Source organism: Pseudomonas sp. GM79, assembly GCF_000282495.1.
In the GTDB taxonomy this organism is placed as follows: Bacteria; Pseudomonadota; Gammaproteobacteria; order Pseudomonadales; family Pseudomonadaceae; genus Aquipseudomonas.
The window spans coordinates 24,908-42,875 of record NZ_AKJE01000032.1; the positions used below are offsets into that span (position 1 = coordinate 24,908).

The 17,968-nt window shown below is 59.0% G+C and carries 13 protein-coding genes; 2 read left to right on the forward strand and 11 right to left on the reverse strand.

The window, feature by feature from the left end:
- Positions 1-119: 119 nt before the first annotated feature.
- The 3 genes from PMI36_RS20780 to PMI36_RS20770 form a co-directional block, all read right to left on the reverse strand.
- The gene (locus PMI36_RS20780; protein ID WP_008069856.1) at positions 120-1,301 is read right to left on the reverse strand and encodes a cystathionine gamma-synthase; all 1,182 of its coding nucleotides are present in this window, start codon (positions 1,299-1,301) and stop codon (positions 120-122) included.
- Positions 1,298-2,674, reverse strand: a complete 1,377-nt coding sequence (locus tag PMI36_RS20775; protein ID WP_008069858.1) for a pyridoxal-phosphate dependent enzyme — start codon at positions 2,672-2,674, stop codon at positions 1,298-1,300. The genes PMI36_RS20780 and PMI36_RS20775 overlap by 4 nt, the downstream gene beginning before the upstream one ends.
- Before the next feature lie 302 nt (positions 2,675-2,976).
- Entirely contained in the window at positions 2,977-5,451 is a 2,475-nt protein-coding gene (locus tag PMI36_RS20770; RefSeq protein WP_008069860.1) for a UvrD-helicase domain-containing protein, read from the reverse strand.
- A gap of 279 nt (positions 5,452-5,730) precedes the next feature.
- Between PMI36_RS20770 and PMI36_RS20765 the strand changes: the two genes are divergently transcribed.
- Positions 5,731-6,426 carry a pirin family protein gene (locus PMI36_RS20765; protein ID WP_008069861.1) on the forward strand — a complete coding sequence of 232 codons (696 nt, stop codon included), beginning with the start codon at positions 5,731-5,733 and terminating at the stop codon, positions 6,424-6,426.
- A 206-nt stretch (positions 6,427-6,632) separates the two neighbouring features.
- Here the strand turns inward: PMI36_RS20765 and pgm are convergent, their stop codons facing one another.
- The 4 genes from pgm to PMI36_RS20745 all read right to left on the reverse strand — a co-directional run bounded on the left by pgm (position 6,633) and on the right by PMI36_RS20745 (position 12,937).
- A complete protein-coding gene (gene pgm / locus PMI36_RS20760) occupies positions 6,633-8,279 on the reverse strand; it encodes a phosphoglucomutase (alpha-D-glucose-1,6-bisphosphate-dependent) (protein ID WP_008069864.1) in 1,647 nt (548 codons plus the stop codon).
- Between the two features lie 110 nt (positions 8,280-8,389).
- Positions 8,390-9,790, reverse strand: coding sequence for an aminotransferase-like domain-containing protein (locus tag PMI36_RS20755; RefSeq protein ID WP_008069865.1), 1,401 nt, complete (start codon positions 9,788-9,790; stop codon positions 8,390-8,392).
- Positions 9,791-9,857: 67 nt separating this feature from the next.
- Entirely contained in the window at positions 9,858-11,348 is a 1,491-nt protein-coding gene (locus PMI36_RS20750) for a hypothetical protein (RefSeq protein WP_032830230.1), read from the reverse strand.
- 566 nt (positions 11,349-11,914) lie between these two features.
- The gene (locus PMI36_RS20745; RefSeq protein WP_008069878.1) at positions 11,915-12,937 is read right to left on the reverse strand and encodes a zinc-dependent alcohol dehydrogenase family protein; all 1,023 of its coding nucleotides are present in this window, start codon (positions 12,935-12,937) and stop codon (positions 11,915-11,917) included.
- Positions 12,938-13,206: 269 nt separating this feature from the next.
- Between PMI36_RS20745 and PMI36_RS20740 the strand changes: the two genes are divergently transcribed.
- Positions 13,207-14,121, forward strand: coding sequence for a LysR family transcriptional regulator (locus PMI36_RS20740; RefSeq protein WP_007896187.1), 915 nt, complete (start codon positions 13,207-13,209; stop codon positions 14,119-14,121).
- A 266-nt stretch (positions 14,122-14,387) separates the two neighbouring features.
- Here the strand turns inward: PMI36_RS20740 and PMI36_RS20735 are convergent, their stop codons facing one another.
- The 4 genes from PMI36_RS20735 to PMI36_RS20720 form a co-directional block, all read right to left on the reverse strand.
- The gene (locus PMI36_RS20735; protein ID WP_008069879.1) at positions 14,388-15,299 is read right to left on the reverse strand and encodes an AraC family transcriptional regulator; all 912 of its coding nucleotides are present in this window, start codon (positions 15,297-15,299) and stop codon (positions 14,388-14,390) included.
- A 25-nt stretch (positions 15,300-15,324) separates the two neighbouring features.
- The gene (locus tag PMI36_RS20730; protein WP_032830231.1) at positions 15,325-16,293 is read right to left on the reverse strand and encodes an XdhC family protein; all 969 of its coding nucleotides are present in this window, start codon (positions 16,291-16,293) and stop codon (positions 15,325-15,327) included.
- Positions 16,280-16,654, reverse strand: coding sequence for an antibiotic biosynthesis monooxygenase (locus PMI36_RS20725; protein WP_008069883.1), 375 nt, complete (start codon positions 16,652-16,654; stop codon positions 16,280-16,282). The genes PMI36_RS20730 and PMI36_RS20725 overlap by 14 nt, the downstream gene beginning before the upstream one ends.
- Positions 16,655-16,756: 102 nt before the next feature.
- Positions 16,757-17,851, reverse strand: a complete 1,095-nt coding sequence (locus PMI36_RS20720) for an NADH:flavin oxidoreductase/NADH oxidase (protein WP_008069885.1) — start codon at positions 17,849-17,851, stop codon at positions 16,757-16,759.
- Positions 17,852-17,968: the final 117 nt, after the last annotated feature.

A 17,968-nucleotide genomic window follows, 5' to 3' on the forward strand; every position in this document is an offset into this window, starting at 1 on the left:
ACCAGCGTTTCACAAAACATGTGGGAGCGGGCTTGCTCGCGAATGCGGTGTGTCAGGCAATATTAATGTTTACTGACACTCCCTTTTCGCGAGCAAGCCCGCTCCCACATTGATTGCGTTTAACCGATCCGCATCAGGGCCTGAGCCAGATCGGCACGCAGGTCTTCGACATCCTCAACCCCCACTGACAAACGCACCAACGCATCGCCGATGCCGAGTTGTGCCCGGGTTTCGACGGGGATGCTGGCATGGGTCATGATCGCCGGGTGCTCGATCAGGCTTTCCACCCCGCCCAGGCTCTCAGCCAGGGCGAAAATCCGCACACTCTCAAGGAAACGCTTGGCACCCGCCAGGTCACTGTTCAGGTCGAGGGAAATCATTCCGCCGAATCCTCGCATCTGCCGCCGCGCCAGTTCGTGCTGCGGGTGCGATGGAAGGCCCGGATAGTAAACGCGCGCCACCTGTGGCTGACGCTCCAGCCATTGCGCCAGCTCCAGCGCGTTGCTGCAGTGGCGCTCCATGCGCAGCGCCAGGGTCTTCACGCCGCGTAATGTGAGAAAAGCGTCGAACGGCCCGGCGATAGCCCCCACCGCGTTCTGCAGAAAACCCAGCCGCTCGGCCAGCTCTGCGTTTTGCCCGACTACCGCGATGCCGCCGATCACGTCGGAGTGACCGTTCAGGTACTTGGTCGTCGAGTGCAGCACGATATCGAAACCCAACTCCAACGGCCGCTGTATCCACGGGCTGGCGAAGGTATTGTCGGCCACACAGATGATGCCTCGCTGACGACAGATACGCGCGACGGCGTCGAGATCCGTGAGGCTCAGTAAAGGATTGCTCGGCGTCTCGACCCAGACCATCCGCGTGTCATCCTCAAGTGCCGCTTCGAAGGCCGCCAGGTCAGTCAGATCGACGAAGCTGAAACGATGCCCGGCACTGCGCCGGCGCACCTTGTCGAACAGCCGGAATGTGCCGCCGTACAGGTCATTGCCGGAGACGATATGGGCGCCAGCATCGAGCAGTTCGAGGACGTTGGCGATCGCCGCCAGCCCGGAAGCGAAAGCGAAGGCCCGAGTACCGCCCTCGAGGTCCGCCACGCAACGCTCCAACGCAAAGCGCGTCGGGTTGTGCGAACGCCCGTAGTCGAAGCCCTTATGCACACCGGGGCTCTGTTGCAGATAGGTGGAGTTGGCGTAAATCGGCGGCATCAGCGCCCCGGTGGAAGGGTCCGGCGTTTGTCCGGCATGAATCACACGGGTGGCGAAGGCACGTGGTTTGGCGGTTTCATCGTGCTGACTCATGCGAGGGATCTCCGCAAGTGATTGAGCATGTCGACGCGAGTAATCAGGCCGTGGAAGCCCGAAGTGTCGGCGATGATCGCCACCAACCCACGATCGAGCACCGCCTCCAGCTCAGCAAGACTGGCGCCGGGAGGCAGGGTTTCGAGCTTGTCGGTCATCGCGCTGGTCACGGTCATGCGAAAGTGCGTAGCGTCTTCGTGCACGCCAAACAGAATGTCGGACTCGTCGATGACCCCGACCAGCCGCTGCCCGTCCACCAGCACCGGCAGTTGCGACACATCCGCCAGACGCATGCGCTGGAACGCCGTGAGCAAGGTGTCGTCCGGCCCTACGCTGACCACCCGGCCATCCTCGAAGCGCCGCGCGATCAGGTCACGCAAATCGCCGTAGCGTTTGCGCGCAAGTAGCCCTTGGTCGTTCATCCACTGGTCGTTGTAGACCTTCGACAGGTAGCGGGTGCCGGTGTCGCAGACGAAACTGACCACCCGCTTCGGCTCGGTTTGTTCGCGGCAGTAACGCAGTGCCGCAGCGAGCAATGTACCGGTCGAAGAGCCGCCGAGAATGCCTTCGGCGCGCAGCAGTTGGCGGGCATGATCGAAGCTTTCCTCGTCGCTGATCGAATAAGCCTTACGCACGCTGGACAGGTCGGCAATCGACGGAATGAAATCTTCGCCAATGCCCTCCACCGCCCAGGAACCGGGCGTACCCAGGGTGCCGCTGCGACTGTACTCGGCCATCACCGAGCCGACCGGATCGGCCAGCACCATTTCCAGGTTCGGTTGTACGCGCTGAAAGAAACGGGTCAGCCCGGTGAGCGTGCCGGCCGAACCGACGCCGACAACGATGGCATCTACATCATGCTGAGTCTGCGCCCAGATCTCCGGCGCGGTGCTGCACTCATGGGCCAGCGGGTTGGCCGGGTTGTTGAATTGATCGGCGAAGAAGGCGTCGGGAATGTCCCGCGCCAACCGCGCAGCGACGTCCTGGTAATAATCGGGATGACCTTTGCCGACATCGGAACGGGTGATGTGCACCTCGGCGCCCATGGCCTTGAGGTGCAGAACCTTCTCGGTGGACATCTTGTCCGGCACCACCAACACCACTCGATAACCCTTGGCCCGGCCGACCAGGGCCAGGCCCAGGCCGGTGTTGCCGGCGGTGGCCTCGACGATGGTGCCTCCGGGGCGCAGGCGACCATCGCGCTCGGCGGTGTCGATCATTGCCAGGCCGATGCGGTCCTTGATCGAACCGCCGGGGTTCTGTGATTCGAGTTTGAGAAACAGTGTGCATGGGCCGGTATCGAAGCGGCTGATACGCACCAGCGGCGTATTGCCGATCAGTTCGAGCACGGCGGGACGGGAGTCATTCGGCATGTCGTCACCTCGCTGCATGTATCCGCACTGGATGGACAGCGACCTGCGGCGAATCATTGCGCGCCAGTCGCAAGCAAAGCCTCGCTTTGGACCATAGGCCGGGATTGCGCCCCCCGCAACTTTTCGCAGCCAGTCGGTACCTCTTCAGCCATGCCTGCCTTTGTGGCGAGCGAGCTTGCTCGCGCTGGGTCGCGTAGCGGCCCCAAAAATTCGACAAGCGCCCATTTTTTTGTGAGTGCTACGCACTCAAGCGGGAGCAAGCTCCCTCGCCACAGGTTTTCTGCTCAAGCCTCTCTGAATGGTCAGGCAGACACTTTGCCCTGACGGTGATCAGCGAAGAACGCCTTGCCCTTGCCGATCCGGTCGGAGGCCTTGGGCATATTCGCAGCCGAGGTATCCTGGCCATCGACGTACCAGTAGCAATGGCTCACGGCCCGGGTGATGCCCACGTAGGCTAGTCGCAGGATCTCGTCTTTCTGTGCACTGTCGTAAGCTTCGCTGTCGCCGGCCTTGCCGAGTCCGGCCATGCGATAGACCTGGTTCTTGTAGGGTGAACTGGTCAGGTGCTGGCAATCGCCCAGCAGAAATACCGCATCAGCCTGCAGGCCCTTGGCGCTGTGATAGGTCAGTTGTTTGAGCCGTCGAGCGTCGTATGGCAAGCTAGAATCCACATTAACTACAGACTGAATATGCTCTTCAATCAATGACTTATCGCTGCTTTTTCGATAAAGCATCAAGATTGAATCACCCTTTCCATAGTGCTCGATCAGGCGCTGGGCCATGCCCTGGTCATCCCGGTCTAGAACATTCACCGGCAGCAGCGCCTTGGGCTCACCGCTGGCCTTGGCCTTCTTGCCAGCAATCGCTGGTGCCGCGCGGACAATATGCTCCGCCGCGTCGATGATGTGCTGATGGCTACGGTAGTTGTCACTGAGCATCACTTTGGTCGTGCTCGGCGACGGGAATTCCTTGTTGAACTCCATGAAGTAAGTCGGCGAACTGCCGCGCCAGCCATAGATGGACTGCCAGTCATCGCCGACACAGAGCAATGACGAACGTTGCGCACCGCGCCCCACATGCATGGCCGGTCCGCGACTGCGGATCTCCGCCAGGCTGGCGCGAATCCACGAAACGATCTGCGGTGACACGTCCTGAAATTCGTCGATCATCAAGTGCGACATTGGCCTGAGCAGCTCATCGCTCAGCAACTTGAGATTCTCCGGTGAATGTTCACTGAACAAGGCGAACATTCGGTTGTAGGTCATCACCGGCGGCGATTGATCCAGCAGATGATCTTCCAGCGCCCGCCAGAACAGGCTCAGGGCCTCGAAAAAGAATCGGTCCGGGTCATCCTTGGCGAAACTCATCTGGCCCACAGCATTCGGCACATCCAGGCCGAGGTTTTCAATAAACCCGGCCGCCGCGACAAAACAGTCCAGCAACGGCGCGGAGCCGAGCTCGCCCTTGACCTTGTAATCGAAGCCGGGCCCCGCGCTGGCGTCGCCGGCAAGGGATGCCAAAACACGCTTTGAAGACTCATAACTGTCTAGCCATATCAAAGGCTTACGACAGAAAGCTTGAAACAGGGTGCGCTTTACAGCCCACTCTGCGCGCACTGAAAGTTTGGCATTCGGCCGGCTGACCTGAGGGTTTTCCCGAGGATCGAACCCCAGCACCACCCAGGCATCCAGCGTCGGAATGTAGCCGTGGCAATGAAAGGTTGAGCCGTTGATGTCGAAAGTCTGACGATTCGGTTCGATGCCCTTGATCGGCCAGGCACCGGCGCGAAACCATAGGTCTTCGATTGTGTCGCACAGTTCTTCATCGCGCTTGGCGGCGAGTTCAGTCACCGCCATGCGTTTCTGCACGTCCGGGTGATCACGCTCCAACTCCTTGAGCTGCAAGGCATGGCGAGACAAAGGCTTGATCAACTCGCGGAAACGCTCATCGCGGGTGTGCAAGCTGTGATAGCAGGCGTTGAGTTGCTGGCGCTGGGCATCGTTGATGCGCAGGTCGAAGGGGTTGCTGTCGACCTCCTCATCGCCGCCTTGCATGCGGTGACTGAGGTTTTCGAAGGCTTGCAGCCGCTCGAAACCTGGCAAGCTGCGAACCATCGGCAAGATGCGCGAATGGAAAGTGCGCACCAGATCGCGCGCTTCTTTAAGGCTGATGCCCCGGCCCCAGACTGCAAACAGTTCAATCAGCTTGTTGATGAAGTCCTTGCGCGATTCGCGGGTGAAGGTCACCACGGTCATCGAGCTCAATTCAAACCCCAGGTAATGGCTGAGCAACAGAATTCGCAGCACCAGGGTGGTGGATTTACCCGCGCCCGCCCCGGCGATCACCGAGGTCGACGGTGTGTCGCTGAAAATCATCTTCCACTGGGCAGCGCTTGGCTGGGCATGCGCGGGCAGCAATCGCGCCACGTCGGCCTTCATGCGCTTCTTCAACTCAGCACTCAATGGCAGCCGCCAATCGTCGAACAGATTGTCATCGACGCTGGGTGGTCGATGCTCGGTTGAGCGTGAGTCGCGAATCAACAGAACCTGCCGACCTTCCTCCAACCCCTCGAGTTTGCCTTCCTTATAACCGTAATCCACCCCGGCACTGTGACCGCTGCGAAAACCGTCGGCTTGCCCGTGCAGCCAGGACGCACGGTGTTGCGCGCGCAGGCGGGTAAGGCCGTGGCCAAAAAACCGGGCGGCCAGGCGCTTGAACAAAGGCATCTCAGCCAAAGGGCGAAGTTCGGGAGGAAGATCGGGGGTGTGTTGCGGCACGCGGACGGACTCCAGGGTGTGAGGCTGTTGAGGGCTATGGTGTCTGCATTTGCCGCCGAGTTCTAGTGAAATGCTTACAGGTCATTGGCTTATGCGATGAAGTGAAGGCTGGATGAGAATGTTTCGAGGTTATTTGACATCAACTAATTCGATTGTATTGAGGCATTTTTTACGCTTTTTATCGATGATTGCCTGATAGATGATGCTCGCCATCAACCACCGGTTCTCGTTTGTGGCTCAGGCGTTCTGCCCCATGACGAACCTTTTCAGGAGACGATCATGCTTGAACTCAGACCTTTCAACTCGCTCGGCGGCGCGCACCATGGCTGGTTGGATGCCCATCACCACTTTTCGTTCGCCGAGTACTACGACCCCAAACGCATGAACTGGGGCAACCTGCGGGTATGGAACGACGATGTGATTGCCCCCGGTACCGGGTTCCCGCAACACCCACACCGGGATATGGAAATCATCACCTACGTTCGTGAAGGCGCAATTACTCACCAGGACAACCTCGGCAACAAAGGCCGCACCGAAGCGGGCGACGTTCAGGTCATGAGCGCCGGCACCGGGATCGCTCACAGTGAGTACAACCTGGAAGCGACCGAGACCCGGATCTTTCAGATCTGGATCATCCCCAACGAAGCCGGTTCGGCCCCGTCGTGGGGTGCCAAGCCGTTCCCCAAAGGCGAGCGCGAAGGTTTCGTGACCCTGGCCAGCGGCAAGGCCGGTGACGATCAAAGCCTGCACATTCGCGCTGATGCGCGTCTGGTGGCGGCGAACCTGAAGGCCGGGGAGTCTGCGGAATATCACCTGGACAGTGGCCGCCGGGCTTATCTGGTTCCAGCTACCGGTGTCATTGAAGTCAATGGCTTGCGTGCACAAGCTCGAGACGGTGTTGCGATTGCCGATGAGCAGGTGCTGCGCGTAACCGCGATTGAGGACAGTGAGATTGTGTTGGTGGATGTGGCTTGATGCGGCGACACACGGAATAAAAAAAGGGGCGACCGTTGATGGTTGCCCCTTTTTTCATTTTCATTTGTGGCGAGGGAGCTTGCTCCCGTCCGGCTGCGAAGCAGTCGTAATCCAACCGGCGAGGTGTACCTGTTACACCTCGCCAACCGATTTGGGGCCGCTTCGCACCCCAGCGGGAGCAAGCTCCCTCGCCACAGGGCCCTCAATCACTTCGCGGAGATTGCGCCATCCACCAAGGTCTGAGCTTCCGCCACCAACTGCTTGAGATGGTCGTCGCTCACAAAGCTTTCCGCATAGATCTTGTAGATATCCTCAGTGCCCGACGGACGCGCCGCGAACCAACCGTTCTCGGTCATGACTTTCAGACCGCCGATGGCCTGGTCGTTGCCCGGTGCATGGCTGAGGATGCTCTGGATCGCTTCGCCCGCCAGTTGAGTGGAGGTGACCTGATCTGGCGACAATTTGCTCAGCAGCGCTTTCTGCTCAGGGTTGGCCTTGGCATCGACCCGTACCGAGAAGGGTTCACCCAGTTCATCAGTCAACGCGCGATAGGCCTGACTTGGGTCACGCCCGGTGCGGGCAGTCATTTCGGCCGCCAGCAGCGCCGGAATCAAGCCATCCTTGTCAGTGCACCAGACACTGCCATCCTTGCGCAGGAACGACGCGCCGGCACTTTCTTCGCCACCAAAACCGAGGGAGCCGTCGAACAGGCCGTCGGCAAACCATTTGAAGCCAACCGGCACTTCGTACAGACGGCGGCCCAAGCGTTTGGCGACACGATCGATCAAGCCGCTGCTGACCACGGTTTTGCCCACGGCCGCATCGGCGCGCCACAGCGGACGGTTCTGGAACAGGTAATCGATCGACACTGCAAGGTAGTTGTTGGGTGCCAGCAAACCACCGGACGGGGTCACGATGCCATGGCGGTCGTGGTCCGGGTCACAGGCAAAGGCCACGTCGAAACGCTCTTTCAGGCCGATCAAACCTTGCATGGCGTGGCTGGATGATGGGTCCATACGAATCTGCCCGTCCCAATCGACAGTCATGAAGCGGAAGGTCGCATCCACCTGTTTATTCACCACCTCCAGGTCCAGGCGATAGTGCTCGGCAATCGCCGACCAGTAGCGTACCCCCGCTCCGCCCAGCGGATCGACACCCAGACGCAGCTTCGCCTCGCGGATGGCGTCGAAGTCGATCACGTTGATCAGGTCGGCGACATAGGTGTTGAGGTAATCGTGGCGATGGGTGGTGCTGGCCTTCAGGGCCTGCTCGTAGCTGATGCGTTTGACACCAGCGAGTTTGGCCGCCAGCAACTCATTGGCCTTGGCTTCGATCCACTTGGTGATGTGGGTATCGGCCGGGCCGCCGTTGGTAGGGTTGTACTTGTAGCCACCACTTTGTGGCGGATTGTGAGACGGGGTGATGACGATGCCGTCTGCCAGGCCCGAAGTTCGACCACGGTTGTAGCAAAGAATTGCGTGGGAAATGGCAGGCGTCGGCGTGTACTCGTCGCCTTCGGCGATCATCACCGTCACACCGTTTGCCGCCAGGACTTCCAGGGCGCTGGCACCGGCCGGCGTGGACAGCGCGTGGGTGTCGATCCCGACGAACAATGGACCGTCAATGCCCTGGGCTTCGCGGTACAGGCAGATTGCCTGGCTGATGGCCAGAACGTGCCATTCGTTGAAACTCAGATCGAACGAGCTACCTCGGTGTCCGGACGTGCCAAAAGCGACGCGCTGGGTAGAAATGGCTGCATCGGGCTGGCCGGTGTAATAGGCCGTTACCAGTCGCGGGATGTCGACCAACAGTTCTGCCGGTGCCGGTTTGCCCGCAAAAGGACTGAGTGTCATGCAAAACCTCTGAGAAAGAGTGGTTCGGGAATAGAACGCAGTTTACTGACAGTTTGCTCCGGGCGCGACGTTATCAATTGTCAGGTACCGAGGAGGGTTTGCGCCTCGGCTCAGTCGATCGATTCGAGGCGCAAGGCATCCGCCAACAGACCCAATGCATCGGCGAGGTCGTGCTGACCACCGAAGGTGTGACTCAGGCGCAAATGCTGCCCGTGCAGGCCGTGCAGGCTGAACAGCTCCCCCGGCGCAATCACCACATGCTGCTTGAGCAAACGCTCGAACACTCGATGCAAATCGACCTGGCGCAACGAACGAATCCAGATTGTCGCCCCGCCCTGGGGCTCGACGAAGTGCAACGCATCGGGCAGGCGCTCTTCCAGCAACCGAGTCATCTGCACCATGCGTTCCTTGAGCAGTCGACGCAACACCAGCAGGTGTTGATCAATGCGTCCGTTGCTGTACAGCCGCGCAATAGCTTTCTGACGAATCAGCGACAAGCGGAAAGCGCGCAGCAGAAAGTGCCGTTGCAATTCGGCACGCAGCTGTCGCGACAGCAAATAGCCGAAGGGTGCCTCCGACCCGATGATTTTCTCGAATGTGGAGAACACGATCAGCCGATCCGGATCCAGCAGATCACGAAACCGCAGGCCGCTCGGCTCGAATTCGAGCTCGCCGTAACAATCGTTTTCCAGCACCCAACTGCCGTGTCGCTCCAGCAACTGTGCGGTGATTTGCCTGTTGCTGTCAGGCGCCACACTGCCCCGGGGCATATTCAGCCTCGATGAAAGCATCACCAGTCGTACCTGCTCAGTCTCAAGCAGCTTTTTCAACTGCTCAGGATCCAGGCCACCATTGGCTTGCAGCGGCAGTTCGACCACCTGCACCTCCGCGTCTTGAAACAGGCGCAGAATGGCCCAGTCGCACGGTGATTCGACCACCACCACAGCATCCTTGAGACCAAGGACGGCGATCAATATTTCCAGTACGCCACGCAGATCGGCGCCGATATAGACATCATCAGCATGCCAGCAACGGGTCGGCGAAGTGGTGTAGCGCGCTGCCAGGGCTGCGCGCAGCTCCAGCTCGCCGCAGGGTTGCGAAGACGGTTGCGGCTGGCGCGGATACTGGCGCAGCAGTTCTCTCTCCAGTAACAGCAACGGGCTATCCAGGGGTTGTAATAACGCCGGTTCATCGGCGCTCAGCACCAGCATGCCGGGACGCCTGGCATTGACATAAACCGTCTCGAGCAGGTCCTTGCCGCTACCGGGCATGCCGATTGAGGACACGGGGAGCGCGTAGTAGCCTGATTTGGCCACTGAATAGACGCGCCCTTCCTTTTCCAGCAGCGAATAAGCGTACTGAATGGTCGAGATCGACACACTCAGGCGGTGCGCCAACTGCCGCAATGAAGGCAGGCGCACTTGCATGTCGCTGCCCGGCTCATTGATCAGGTTAGTCAGGTAACGGTACACCGCCTGGTACGCAAAATCGGTATCTCGTGGTCCTTTCATGGGTAATGGCCGAACAGACTACGAACGTCGTGACGCATCCTTGCCGGATCCGTCGAACCAGTCACTTTCACCGGCCCGTCGACCATTCGCCAGCCACAGTCGTTTCACCGCCAGGCTCCAAGACTTCAGCTTGCCCACCCACCTCGACGCTTTCCAGGCCGAGAGCCCTGCCCTCATCCCGAACCACCGGCCCCATGCGGTAAAGCCTACTGATCAGACTCACGGGCAACCCGCTGACATCGACCATCCATTGCAGAACCTGCTCGGGAGCCGGGCCGCCCTGCATTGCCCGGTGCAAGTCCGGCAACGCCACGAGCATGCCGGGATGGCACTGACGGAGAAAATGCTCAAGCGCCGCGCCGTTATCGACAAACGGGGCAAACAGTAGACACACCAGTTGAGCCTCGCTCAAACCGAGGCTCTTTTGTGCTTCAGCCGATGCCAATGCGCGCTGGTCGGTCATCGTCATCGGGTTGCCGAAGGTTTCCATGGCTTGTTCGCAAAAGCGCTCTGGAACGTGTTTGCGACGCATCATCACCAGCGCCCGCTGCAGGTACTCGCCAATGCCTTCCTCGTAGCGGCGACCCTGTACAAAGCACGCTTGCAAGCCACGAAGATGCGCGGATATCGACAAGCTGACGTAGCCGTTATCACTGAGCTGAGCCGACAACTCGTCAGGTTGAAACCCGAGGAAATCGGTGAGCAGTGGCCAGCGCTCTTCCAGGTTGCTGACCAGCATGTCGTGAATATCGATGAAGGTCGTGCGGCGACACGCTTCAAAACGTTCGGCGGGACGCCACGCCGCCTGGGCAGACTCAGGATAAAACTCGCGGTAGCAATCGCTGCCCAATTCATCGAGTCGCGCGAACAGACACTCGTAGCCCGTTTCGTGACAGTCCGGCGCCTTGAGCCCGGCCTTGGCCGCCGCACGATTCAACCCCTCGAGAAACTGCTTCTGCCGACGGGGCGTATCGCTACTGATCAATGCGTCGACACCCTGGTCCCAACGGGCGATTTGTCCGTAAAACTCGCCGGTCGCCAGATACCCGTCATCCCACAGATCAAGCGGCCCGTCCCAGACACGGCGGTGCCCGACCATCAGCAGATTGAGCCGATTCGACTCACGACCGGCTTCGGAGATCGGCGCCAGATGATTGAACGGCAGGACTTCGCGATTATCGACCATCAACACTTCGACCCGGGGATCGTCGTAGAGAAACAATGCACTGCAGCTGCGATGGATGTTTTCCAAGGCTGTCGAGGCCGCACCGTTCAAGCGCAAGGTCGCCACTCGCAGCTGAAACGTCGCCGGTGCCCGGCCGGCAATACTCAGCTGCGCGGCACGCAGTAGCGCCAGGGTGTAGCAGCTGTCGCGGGACCCGGACTGGATCGACAGCACCTTGTAATCGCCGATACGCTCCAAACCTCCTGCGGACATCACCAGGCGCTGAATCAGCAATTGCAATGCCGTGCGCTCGGCGCGAGAGAAAAAACCCAGCAAGCGCTGCAGCATTTGCTGATAAACATAGTTCATTGCCTGATCATGGGTAGCGGTCATCATTATTTACCTGTGACTCAAAAGTGCGATGCCACGCAAATAACGAGGTGTATTGCGCAACAGGTTGTTTGTCATGAATGGAGTGCCGGTGCTGTTATTCAAATGCTAGCACTTAAGCATTGTGTAATTATTTGAAATGTTTGAACGCTACGGGTAACCCAGGGAGATCAATATCGGCGCAATGCCCCGCAGAGCGGGCGCCTTGGGCTCCGGCGGGTTTTCCTAGGAAATTTCCGACAGCGTCCCACAGACACTTAGCACAAGAAATAAAGAAAGAAGTTGCCCATAAATGTAAGACAACTGAGCGACGCCGCATTATTTGTTGAGCATATATTGCCGGCGCGCATTGAGGAGTTTCAGCCTGATACTCAGCCATGACTCTTTCCTTGAGATGAAAGTAATCATTCAATTATCAGGGCTTACATAATGATTAGAAGATACAGATTGAGAGCAAAAACCAGTTCAGTTGCTGAACCGGCCCACCGACAGATCGATGACACGTCTCATTTTGGAGCGACTGCCAGCAGAAGAGTCCGTGTTCGACGGACTCTTGGCAGAGGAAGGGCTCAGGCAGGTTCGACCTGAAGGGCGACCCGTTCGCGACAAGGGCATTCACCCATATAGCGGTGCGCTTCGACAAACTCGGAAAACGGGAAGACCCGGGTTTTGAGCGGCAGCAGCACGCGGTCGGCGGTCAGTTGGTTGATGTCACGCAGGGCACGCTGCAATGCGACCTGGTCCTGAATGATGCCCAGTTCCGGTTTGCCGGTGAAGTTACCGATGCAGTGCACGAAAAACTGAATGTTCTTCTGGAACGCCGCGCAGGCCGGGAACGGCGTCTGGTTACCTCCTTGCAGGCCATAGAGCACCAGGCTGCCACGAGGGGCGAGCACATCGCCGAGCAGCGACATCTGCGGCCCGCCAAGGCCATCGAACACCACATCGACGCCGCGGTTATCAGTGATCTTGTTGATCTGCATCAGCAGATCCTGTTCTTCGGTGACGATGACTTTCTCGGCGCCCAGGGACAGCAGGTACTCACGCTCATCCGCGGTTTTGGTCGCAGCAATCACCCGCACACCAAGGGCTTTGCCCAGTTGCACGAACGACGGTCCGGCGCAGTGGCTGGCGTCGGTCACCAGGGCAAATTGCCCGGGTTTGACTCGCGCCAGATCAACGTAGGCAAAGTAGGCGACCAGCAGCGGCGTGTAGTGCACGCTAGCCTCGATCGGGCTAAGCACGTCCGGGTAGCGGGTCAGCGCCGTGCGTGGCAGAACGATCTGTTCGCCATAGACCGGATAGTCGTTAGGGCTTTCGGCCGGGAAACTAGCCACCTTGTCACCGATAGCCAGGTCATCGACGCCCTCGCCGAGCGCCGTGACCACACCGGCCATTTCACTGCCAAGGCCTGACGGCAGACGTGCATGGGATGAGGCCAGGTTCTGGCGCCAGAGAATGTCATACCAGCTGATGCCTATCGCTTCGACGCGCACCTGCACTTCGCCCGGCGCAGGCAGAGCGGCCGCATGCTCTTCGCATTTGAGCACCTCGGCTGGACCAAACTTGTGAAAACGGATCGTGCGGGACATCGCAAACCTCGTCAAAGTAACCTCTAATGCCCTGAACTCTATCTGGGCTTTCTACCCAAGACCATCAGTGGCTATTAATAGTCGACATGCCTGTCATTGATTCCGCAGCGACGGCGACATCATCCAATGCCGTGAAAAACCGAAGCAGCCTTTCAGAAAAAACTGAATTACCCTATGCAGAGTACCAGTCTTTCCCCGTAAGATTCATGCCGGCCATTGTTCTCATATGGCCGCTCACGTCAAGTTTGCTGAATCTGCCAGGACTCCAGATGAATCGTAATGACCTGCGTCGTGTCGACCTGAACCTGTTGATCGTTTTCGAAACACTGATGCACGAACGCAGCGTGACCCGCGCTGCGGAAAAATTGTTCCTCGGCCAGCCGGCCATCAGTGCGGCGCTCTCGCGCCTGCGCGGGCTGTTCGATGACCCGTTGTTCGTGCGTACCGGCCGCAGCATGGAGCCTTCCGCCCGAGCAGTGGAAATCTTCGCCCTGCTCTCGCCGGCCCTGGATTCGATTTCCACCGCGGTCAGTCGTGCGGCGGAATTCGACCCGGCGACCAGCACCGCGGTGTTCCGCATCGGCTTGTCGGATGATGTTGAATTCGCGCTGCTGCCAATGCTGCTCAAACGGCTGCGCGCAGAATCGCCGGGAATCGTGCTGGTAGTGCGTCGGGCCAACTACATCCTGATGCCGAGCCTGCTGGCCTCGGGCGAGATCTCCATCGGCGTCAGCTACACCGCCGACCTGCCGGCCAACGCCAAGCGCAAAGTGCTGCGCCGCAGCATGCCGAAACTGTTGCGGGCCGACACGGTGCCGGGGCCGTTGAGCCTGGATGACTTCTGCGCCCGCCCCCATGCCTTGGTTTCGTTCGCGGGCGACCTGAGCGGCTTTATCGATGAAGAGCTGGAGAAGCTGGGGCGCAAACGGCATGTGGTGCTGGCGGTGCCGCAGTTCAATGGTCTCAGTACACTGATCAGTGGCACTGATATTGTTGCGACCGTGCCTGATTACACAGCTGAAGCGTTGACGGCGGCTGGTGGTGTGCGGGCCGAAGATCCGCCGTTGCCGGTGCGTAGTTTTGAATTGCATATGGCTTGGCGTGGGTCGCAGGATAATGATCCGGGTGAGCGGTGGTTACGGTCGCGGATTCAGATGTTCTTCGGCGACCCTGAAAGCCTTTGAAAGGGGCTGGCACATCTCTCGTCAAGGGCGCATTAGCTGGATTTATTACCATCCAAACGCCCGCTGCTGCCGATTGAGACCAGCTCTAGTCCACCGCCATTTTGGGGGGGAGTTATTGGGGGCAAACTCTGTCCACTAAAAAGTATGCCCCCAACCATGATGTCCCACCTTGAGACATTACAAGACGAAAGTTTCGGTGATGCTCGAGTCGGCCGCTTGGCGATCTCACGGTCAGCGAAAGATCGCCATTCGCAGCTGTAACTTATTTACTGCAAGCGCATTCGTTTTATGTCCCTCTGCGGCGGCTCTCCGAACAGACGGCTATATTCGCGACTGAACTGCGACGAGCTCTCATACCCCACCAACCCTCCCGCACTGCTTGCGTCGACATTCTGACTTAGCATCAACTGTCGAGCCGCTTGCAGCCGCAATTGTTTCTGATACTGCAGCGGACTCATGCCCGTTACGGTGCGAAAATGTTGGCGAAAGGTAGACGGACTCATGTGTGCATTCGCCGCCAAGTCGTCCATGCGTAGCGCATGGCGAAAGTTAAGTTTCAGCCAGGCAAGCGTCTTGGCTATGTGTTGGCTCGGTGAGCCCGCGGCAACGACATGTAGCAACTGCGAACCGTGAGCACCGCTTAACAGGCGAGCAATGATCTCCTCCTTGATCAGCGGCGCAAGGGTTTCAAGTAGTTCGGGTTCGCTGAGCAGTCCGACCAAACGCCCCAGTGCATCAAGCACCGCGGCGTCCAGCGCCTGTACGGTGATTGGCCGGAACCCTTCATCCTTCATGCGCTGTGACAACCGCATGCGCTCGGCGAGCTGTATCACCGTGGCGCTGTCGAACGTAAGCATCATGCCCAGAAACGGTTGTGCGACGCTCGCTTGGGTCACATGTGAAATGACCGGTAGGTCAACGCTGGTAACCATGGACTGACCGGGCGCGTAACTAAGCACTTCCTCCCCCACCATGACCTGCTTGCAGCCTTGCAGGGTCACCCCAATCCCCAGTCCGTAAATACAGTGCACAGGCGCAGTGGAACACTTGCGTCGATGCAGGCTCAGGCCGGGAACGGCGGTGATCAAGTCGCAATCACTGCGCACAATCTGGCTGACGACGCCGGCGAGACGACTTGTGTTGGTGGCAATTTGGTGACTTTTGGTAGCAGGCTGCACAGCGCTCTCCTTGAAAACATGAAGTCTATAGCTGGTCACGAATGATGCCGTTGCTCACACGAACAATATCGGCCATGACCGCCAGGGCAATCTCCGCCGGGGTCTTGCTCCCCAGTCTTAAACCAATAGGTGCATGAATCCGCTCAAGTGCCTGATCTTTCGGCATACCGATGCGTTTGATCCGCTCCAGGCGCCTTGCGCTGGTGCGCTGGGAACCCATGGCGCCGATGTAGAATGCAGGGGTTCTGAGCGCTTCAAGCAAGGTTAGATCGTCCAGGCGGGGATCATGGGTCAAAGCCACGATGGCCGTCGCCGCGTGGCAGCCAACTTGGGAAATGTATCTGGCCGGCAACATCTCGACCAACGTCACCCCTGCCATGCTGAACCCCGAGGTCAGTTCTGTGCGCGGATCACAGACGATCACCTCATAACCCAGTGCAATCGCGAAACCGGCACAAAACTCTGCCACCGGAGACAGCCCAGCCACCAGTAACCGATGAGCGGCCCCCACGCGAATACGCACCTGATCGGCCTCCACGCAGACGGCTGCGCTCACCGCCGTCTCGATTTTAATGCATCGAGTTTCGGACCCCAATGAAACCTGGCGTTCCACCCGATCCTGGCCCTGCAGCGCACTCAGTAACACGGCGAAGTGCTCCCTCGTCTGGGAATTCGGCTCAAACCGCTCTACCAGCACATCGAGCACACCGCCACAGGGCAACTCCAGCGAGGGTGCAAGTCCACCCTCGCCATAGCGCACAATCTGGTTGTGGCCGGCGAATTCGCCACTGCCCAGTCGCTCCAGGAAATCCTCCTCTACGCATCCTCCCGACAGCGAGCCGCAGAAGCGTCCCGTCTGCAAGGCTACCAGCATCGATCCAGGCCCCCGTGGCGCGGAGCCGAATGTCGCAAGAACCGTGCACAGCCACACGCAATGGCTCTGATCAAGCCAACTCAGGGCTTGCTGAATGACCTGAAGATCAAGGTTTTTCATAGGCGTCTACGTGAGCCATTAGGCCGTGGGTTGAAACACGCACTTCAGCCACTGCGTGATACGTACTGAACAACAGAGCGCTGGCATGATGCTGGCGAGCCAGATGAAACAAATCCGGCTCTACCGTTTGCGCCAATTCGAGTGCGTGCTCGCCGTCGGCTCTGGAGGACCACAGAAACTTCATGAGCACCCTTTCGCCCTCATCACTGACATGTACTTGCGCACTGATGAAGCCAGGATAGAAGCAAGTAAATTGCTTCGCGCGAGTGATCAATGCCGTCACCAACCCCTGCACATGGAGCGGATCGACGGTGAATTCAACGAACTGGCTAAACCCGGAATCGCGGACTGATTCATTCATGAGCACTCTCCAAAAAACAGGTTCAGGTCTTGGGCCTTGCTCAGCAGCCCGATCATGGCGAAACAGGCATTCATGGGGTAGCGCCTGCCAGCAGGGGCGAACTCAACTCGCCCAGTTCTGCAGCCAGTACGCATAAGGGGTTGGCAGCACCGCCGAAGGGTTCTGAATGTTCAGGGCTCGTGCCGCCTGAAACGGCCAATGCGGATTCGCCAGTAAACTACGAGCGAAACACACCAGGTCGAGCTGCCCATTACGCACGAAATCATCCGCTCGCCGGGCATCGGTGATCATCCAGCCGGTGCCCACCGGCAGGCCAGTTTCCGCGCGAACCTTCTCGGCATAAGGCACCATGAAGTTCGGTGCCCAAGGCACGGGTTCACCTGCGGTAGAGAGCGCCAAGGAGACGTCGACAAAATCGACCCCTGCCCCTTTAAGCCAATCCAGCACCTGAATAGACTCGGACAAAGACTGCTCAGCCTCCTGACCAAACTCCACCACGCCCAGACGTACGGCCAAGGGTAAATGGGCCGGCCAGACTCGCTTGACCGCGCCCACAGTCTCAATCAGGAACCGTGCCCGGTTCTCCAGGTCTCCCCCGTAGCGGTCGGTGCGAAAGTTAGCGCGCCTAGACAAAAAGCTCTGACCGAGAAAGCCGTGCGCGAAATGCAGTTCCAGCCATTCAAACCCTGCCTCTAACGCCCGGACTGCAGCTCTGGCGAAATCGTGTTGTGTGCGCTGAATGTCTTGGCGTGTCATCTCCCCGGGGATATGAGGGGTACCGGGTATAAAGGGCAATGCGCTAGGTGCGATCGGCTGCCAGGCATGAGGATCGGATTCCGGCAGAGGTGCCCCGCCTTGCCAAGGCGCTATGCAACCGGCTTTACGTCCAGCATGCCCAAGCTGAATACCTGCCACTGCTCCAGCCGCCTTGATGGAATGTGCCACAGATGCAAAACCAGATATTTGTGAGTCACTCCATAGCCCGGCATCACCCAAGGTTATCCGCCCCCTCGGTGAGACGGCCGTGGCCTCTACCATCACCAGACCAACGCCACCCTTGGCCAGGGTTTCATAGTGGGTCTGGTGCCATTCATTCAGCAAGCCGTCACGTGCCTGGTACTGACACATCGGCGAAGCAACGATACGGTTGCGCAGAGTGACGTCTTTCAGGGTATAGGGCGTGAAAAGAGAGGTCATCGTGCGGTCCTGCTTCGTTGATCAGAATGGCCACAGTATGATGCGGCTCCGGCATCAGCCGATTGCCTGATTGACGCTGTTGTTTGCACGATTCAACGGAGTTTTGTAGCGTCGACT

Bases quoted from the DNA above. Each gene is read 5' to 3' on its own strand.
- PMI36_RS20750 (WP_032830230.1), bottom strand. From the start codon at position 11,348: ATGACCGCTACCCATGATCAGGCAATGAACTATGTTTATCAGCAAATG.
- PMI36_RS20780 (WP_008069856.1), bottom strand. From the start codon at position 1,301: ATGAGTCAGCACGATGAAACCGCCAAACCACGTGCCTTCGCCACCCGT.
- pgm (WP_008069864.1), bottom strand. From the start codon at position 8,279: ATGACACTCAGTCCTTTTGCGGGCAAACCGGCACCGGCAGAACTGTTG.
- PMI36_RS20765 (WP_008069861.1), top strand. From the start codon at position 5,731: ATGCTTGAACTCAGACCTTTCAACTCGCTCGGCGGCGCGCACCATGGC.
- PMI36_RS20740 (WP_007896187.1), top strand. From the start codon at position 13,207: ATGAATCGTAATGACCTGCGTCGTGTCGACCTGAACCTGTTGATCGTT.
- PMI36_RS20755 (WP_008069865.1), bottom strand. From the start codon at position 9,790: ATGAAAGGACCACGAGATACCGATTTTGCGTACCAGGCGGTGTACCGT.
- PMI36_RS20725 (WP_008069883.1), bottom strand. From the start codon at position 16,654: ATGAATGAATCAGTCCGCGATTCCGGGTTTAGCCAGTTCGTTGAATTC.
- PMI36_RS20730 (WP_032830231.1), bottom strand. From the start codon at position 16,293: ATGAAAAACCTTGATCTTCAGGTCATTCAGCAAGCCCTGAGTTGGCTT.
- PMI36_RS20720 (WP_008069885.1), bottom strand. From the start codon at position 17,851: ATGACCTCTCTTTTCACGCCCTATACCCTGAAAGACGTCACTCTGCGC.
- PMI36_RS20745 (WP_008069878.1), bottom strand. From the start codon at position 12,937: ATGTCCCGCACGATCCGTTTTCACAAGTTTGGTCCAGCCGAGGTGCTC.
- PMI36_RS20775 (WP_008069858.1), bottom strand. From the start codon at position 2,674: ATGCCGAATGACTCCCGTCCCGCCGTGCTCGAACTGATCGGCAATACG.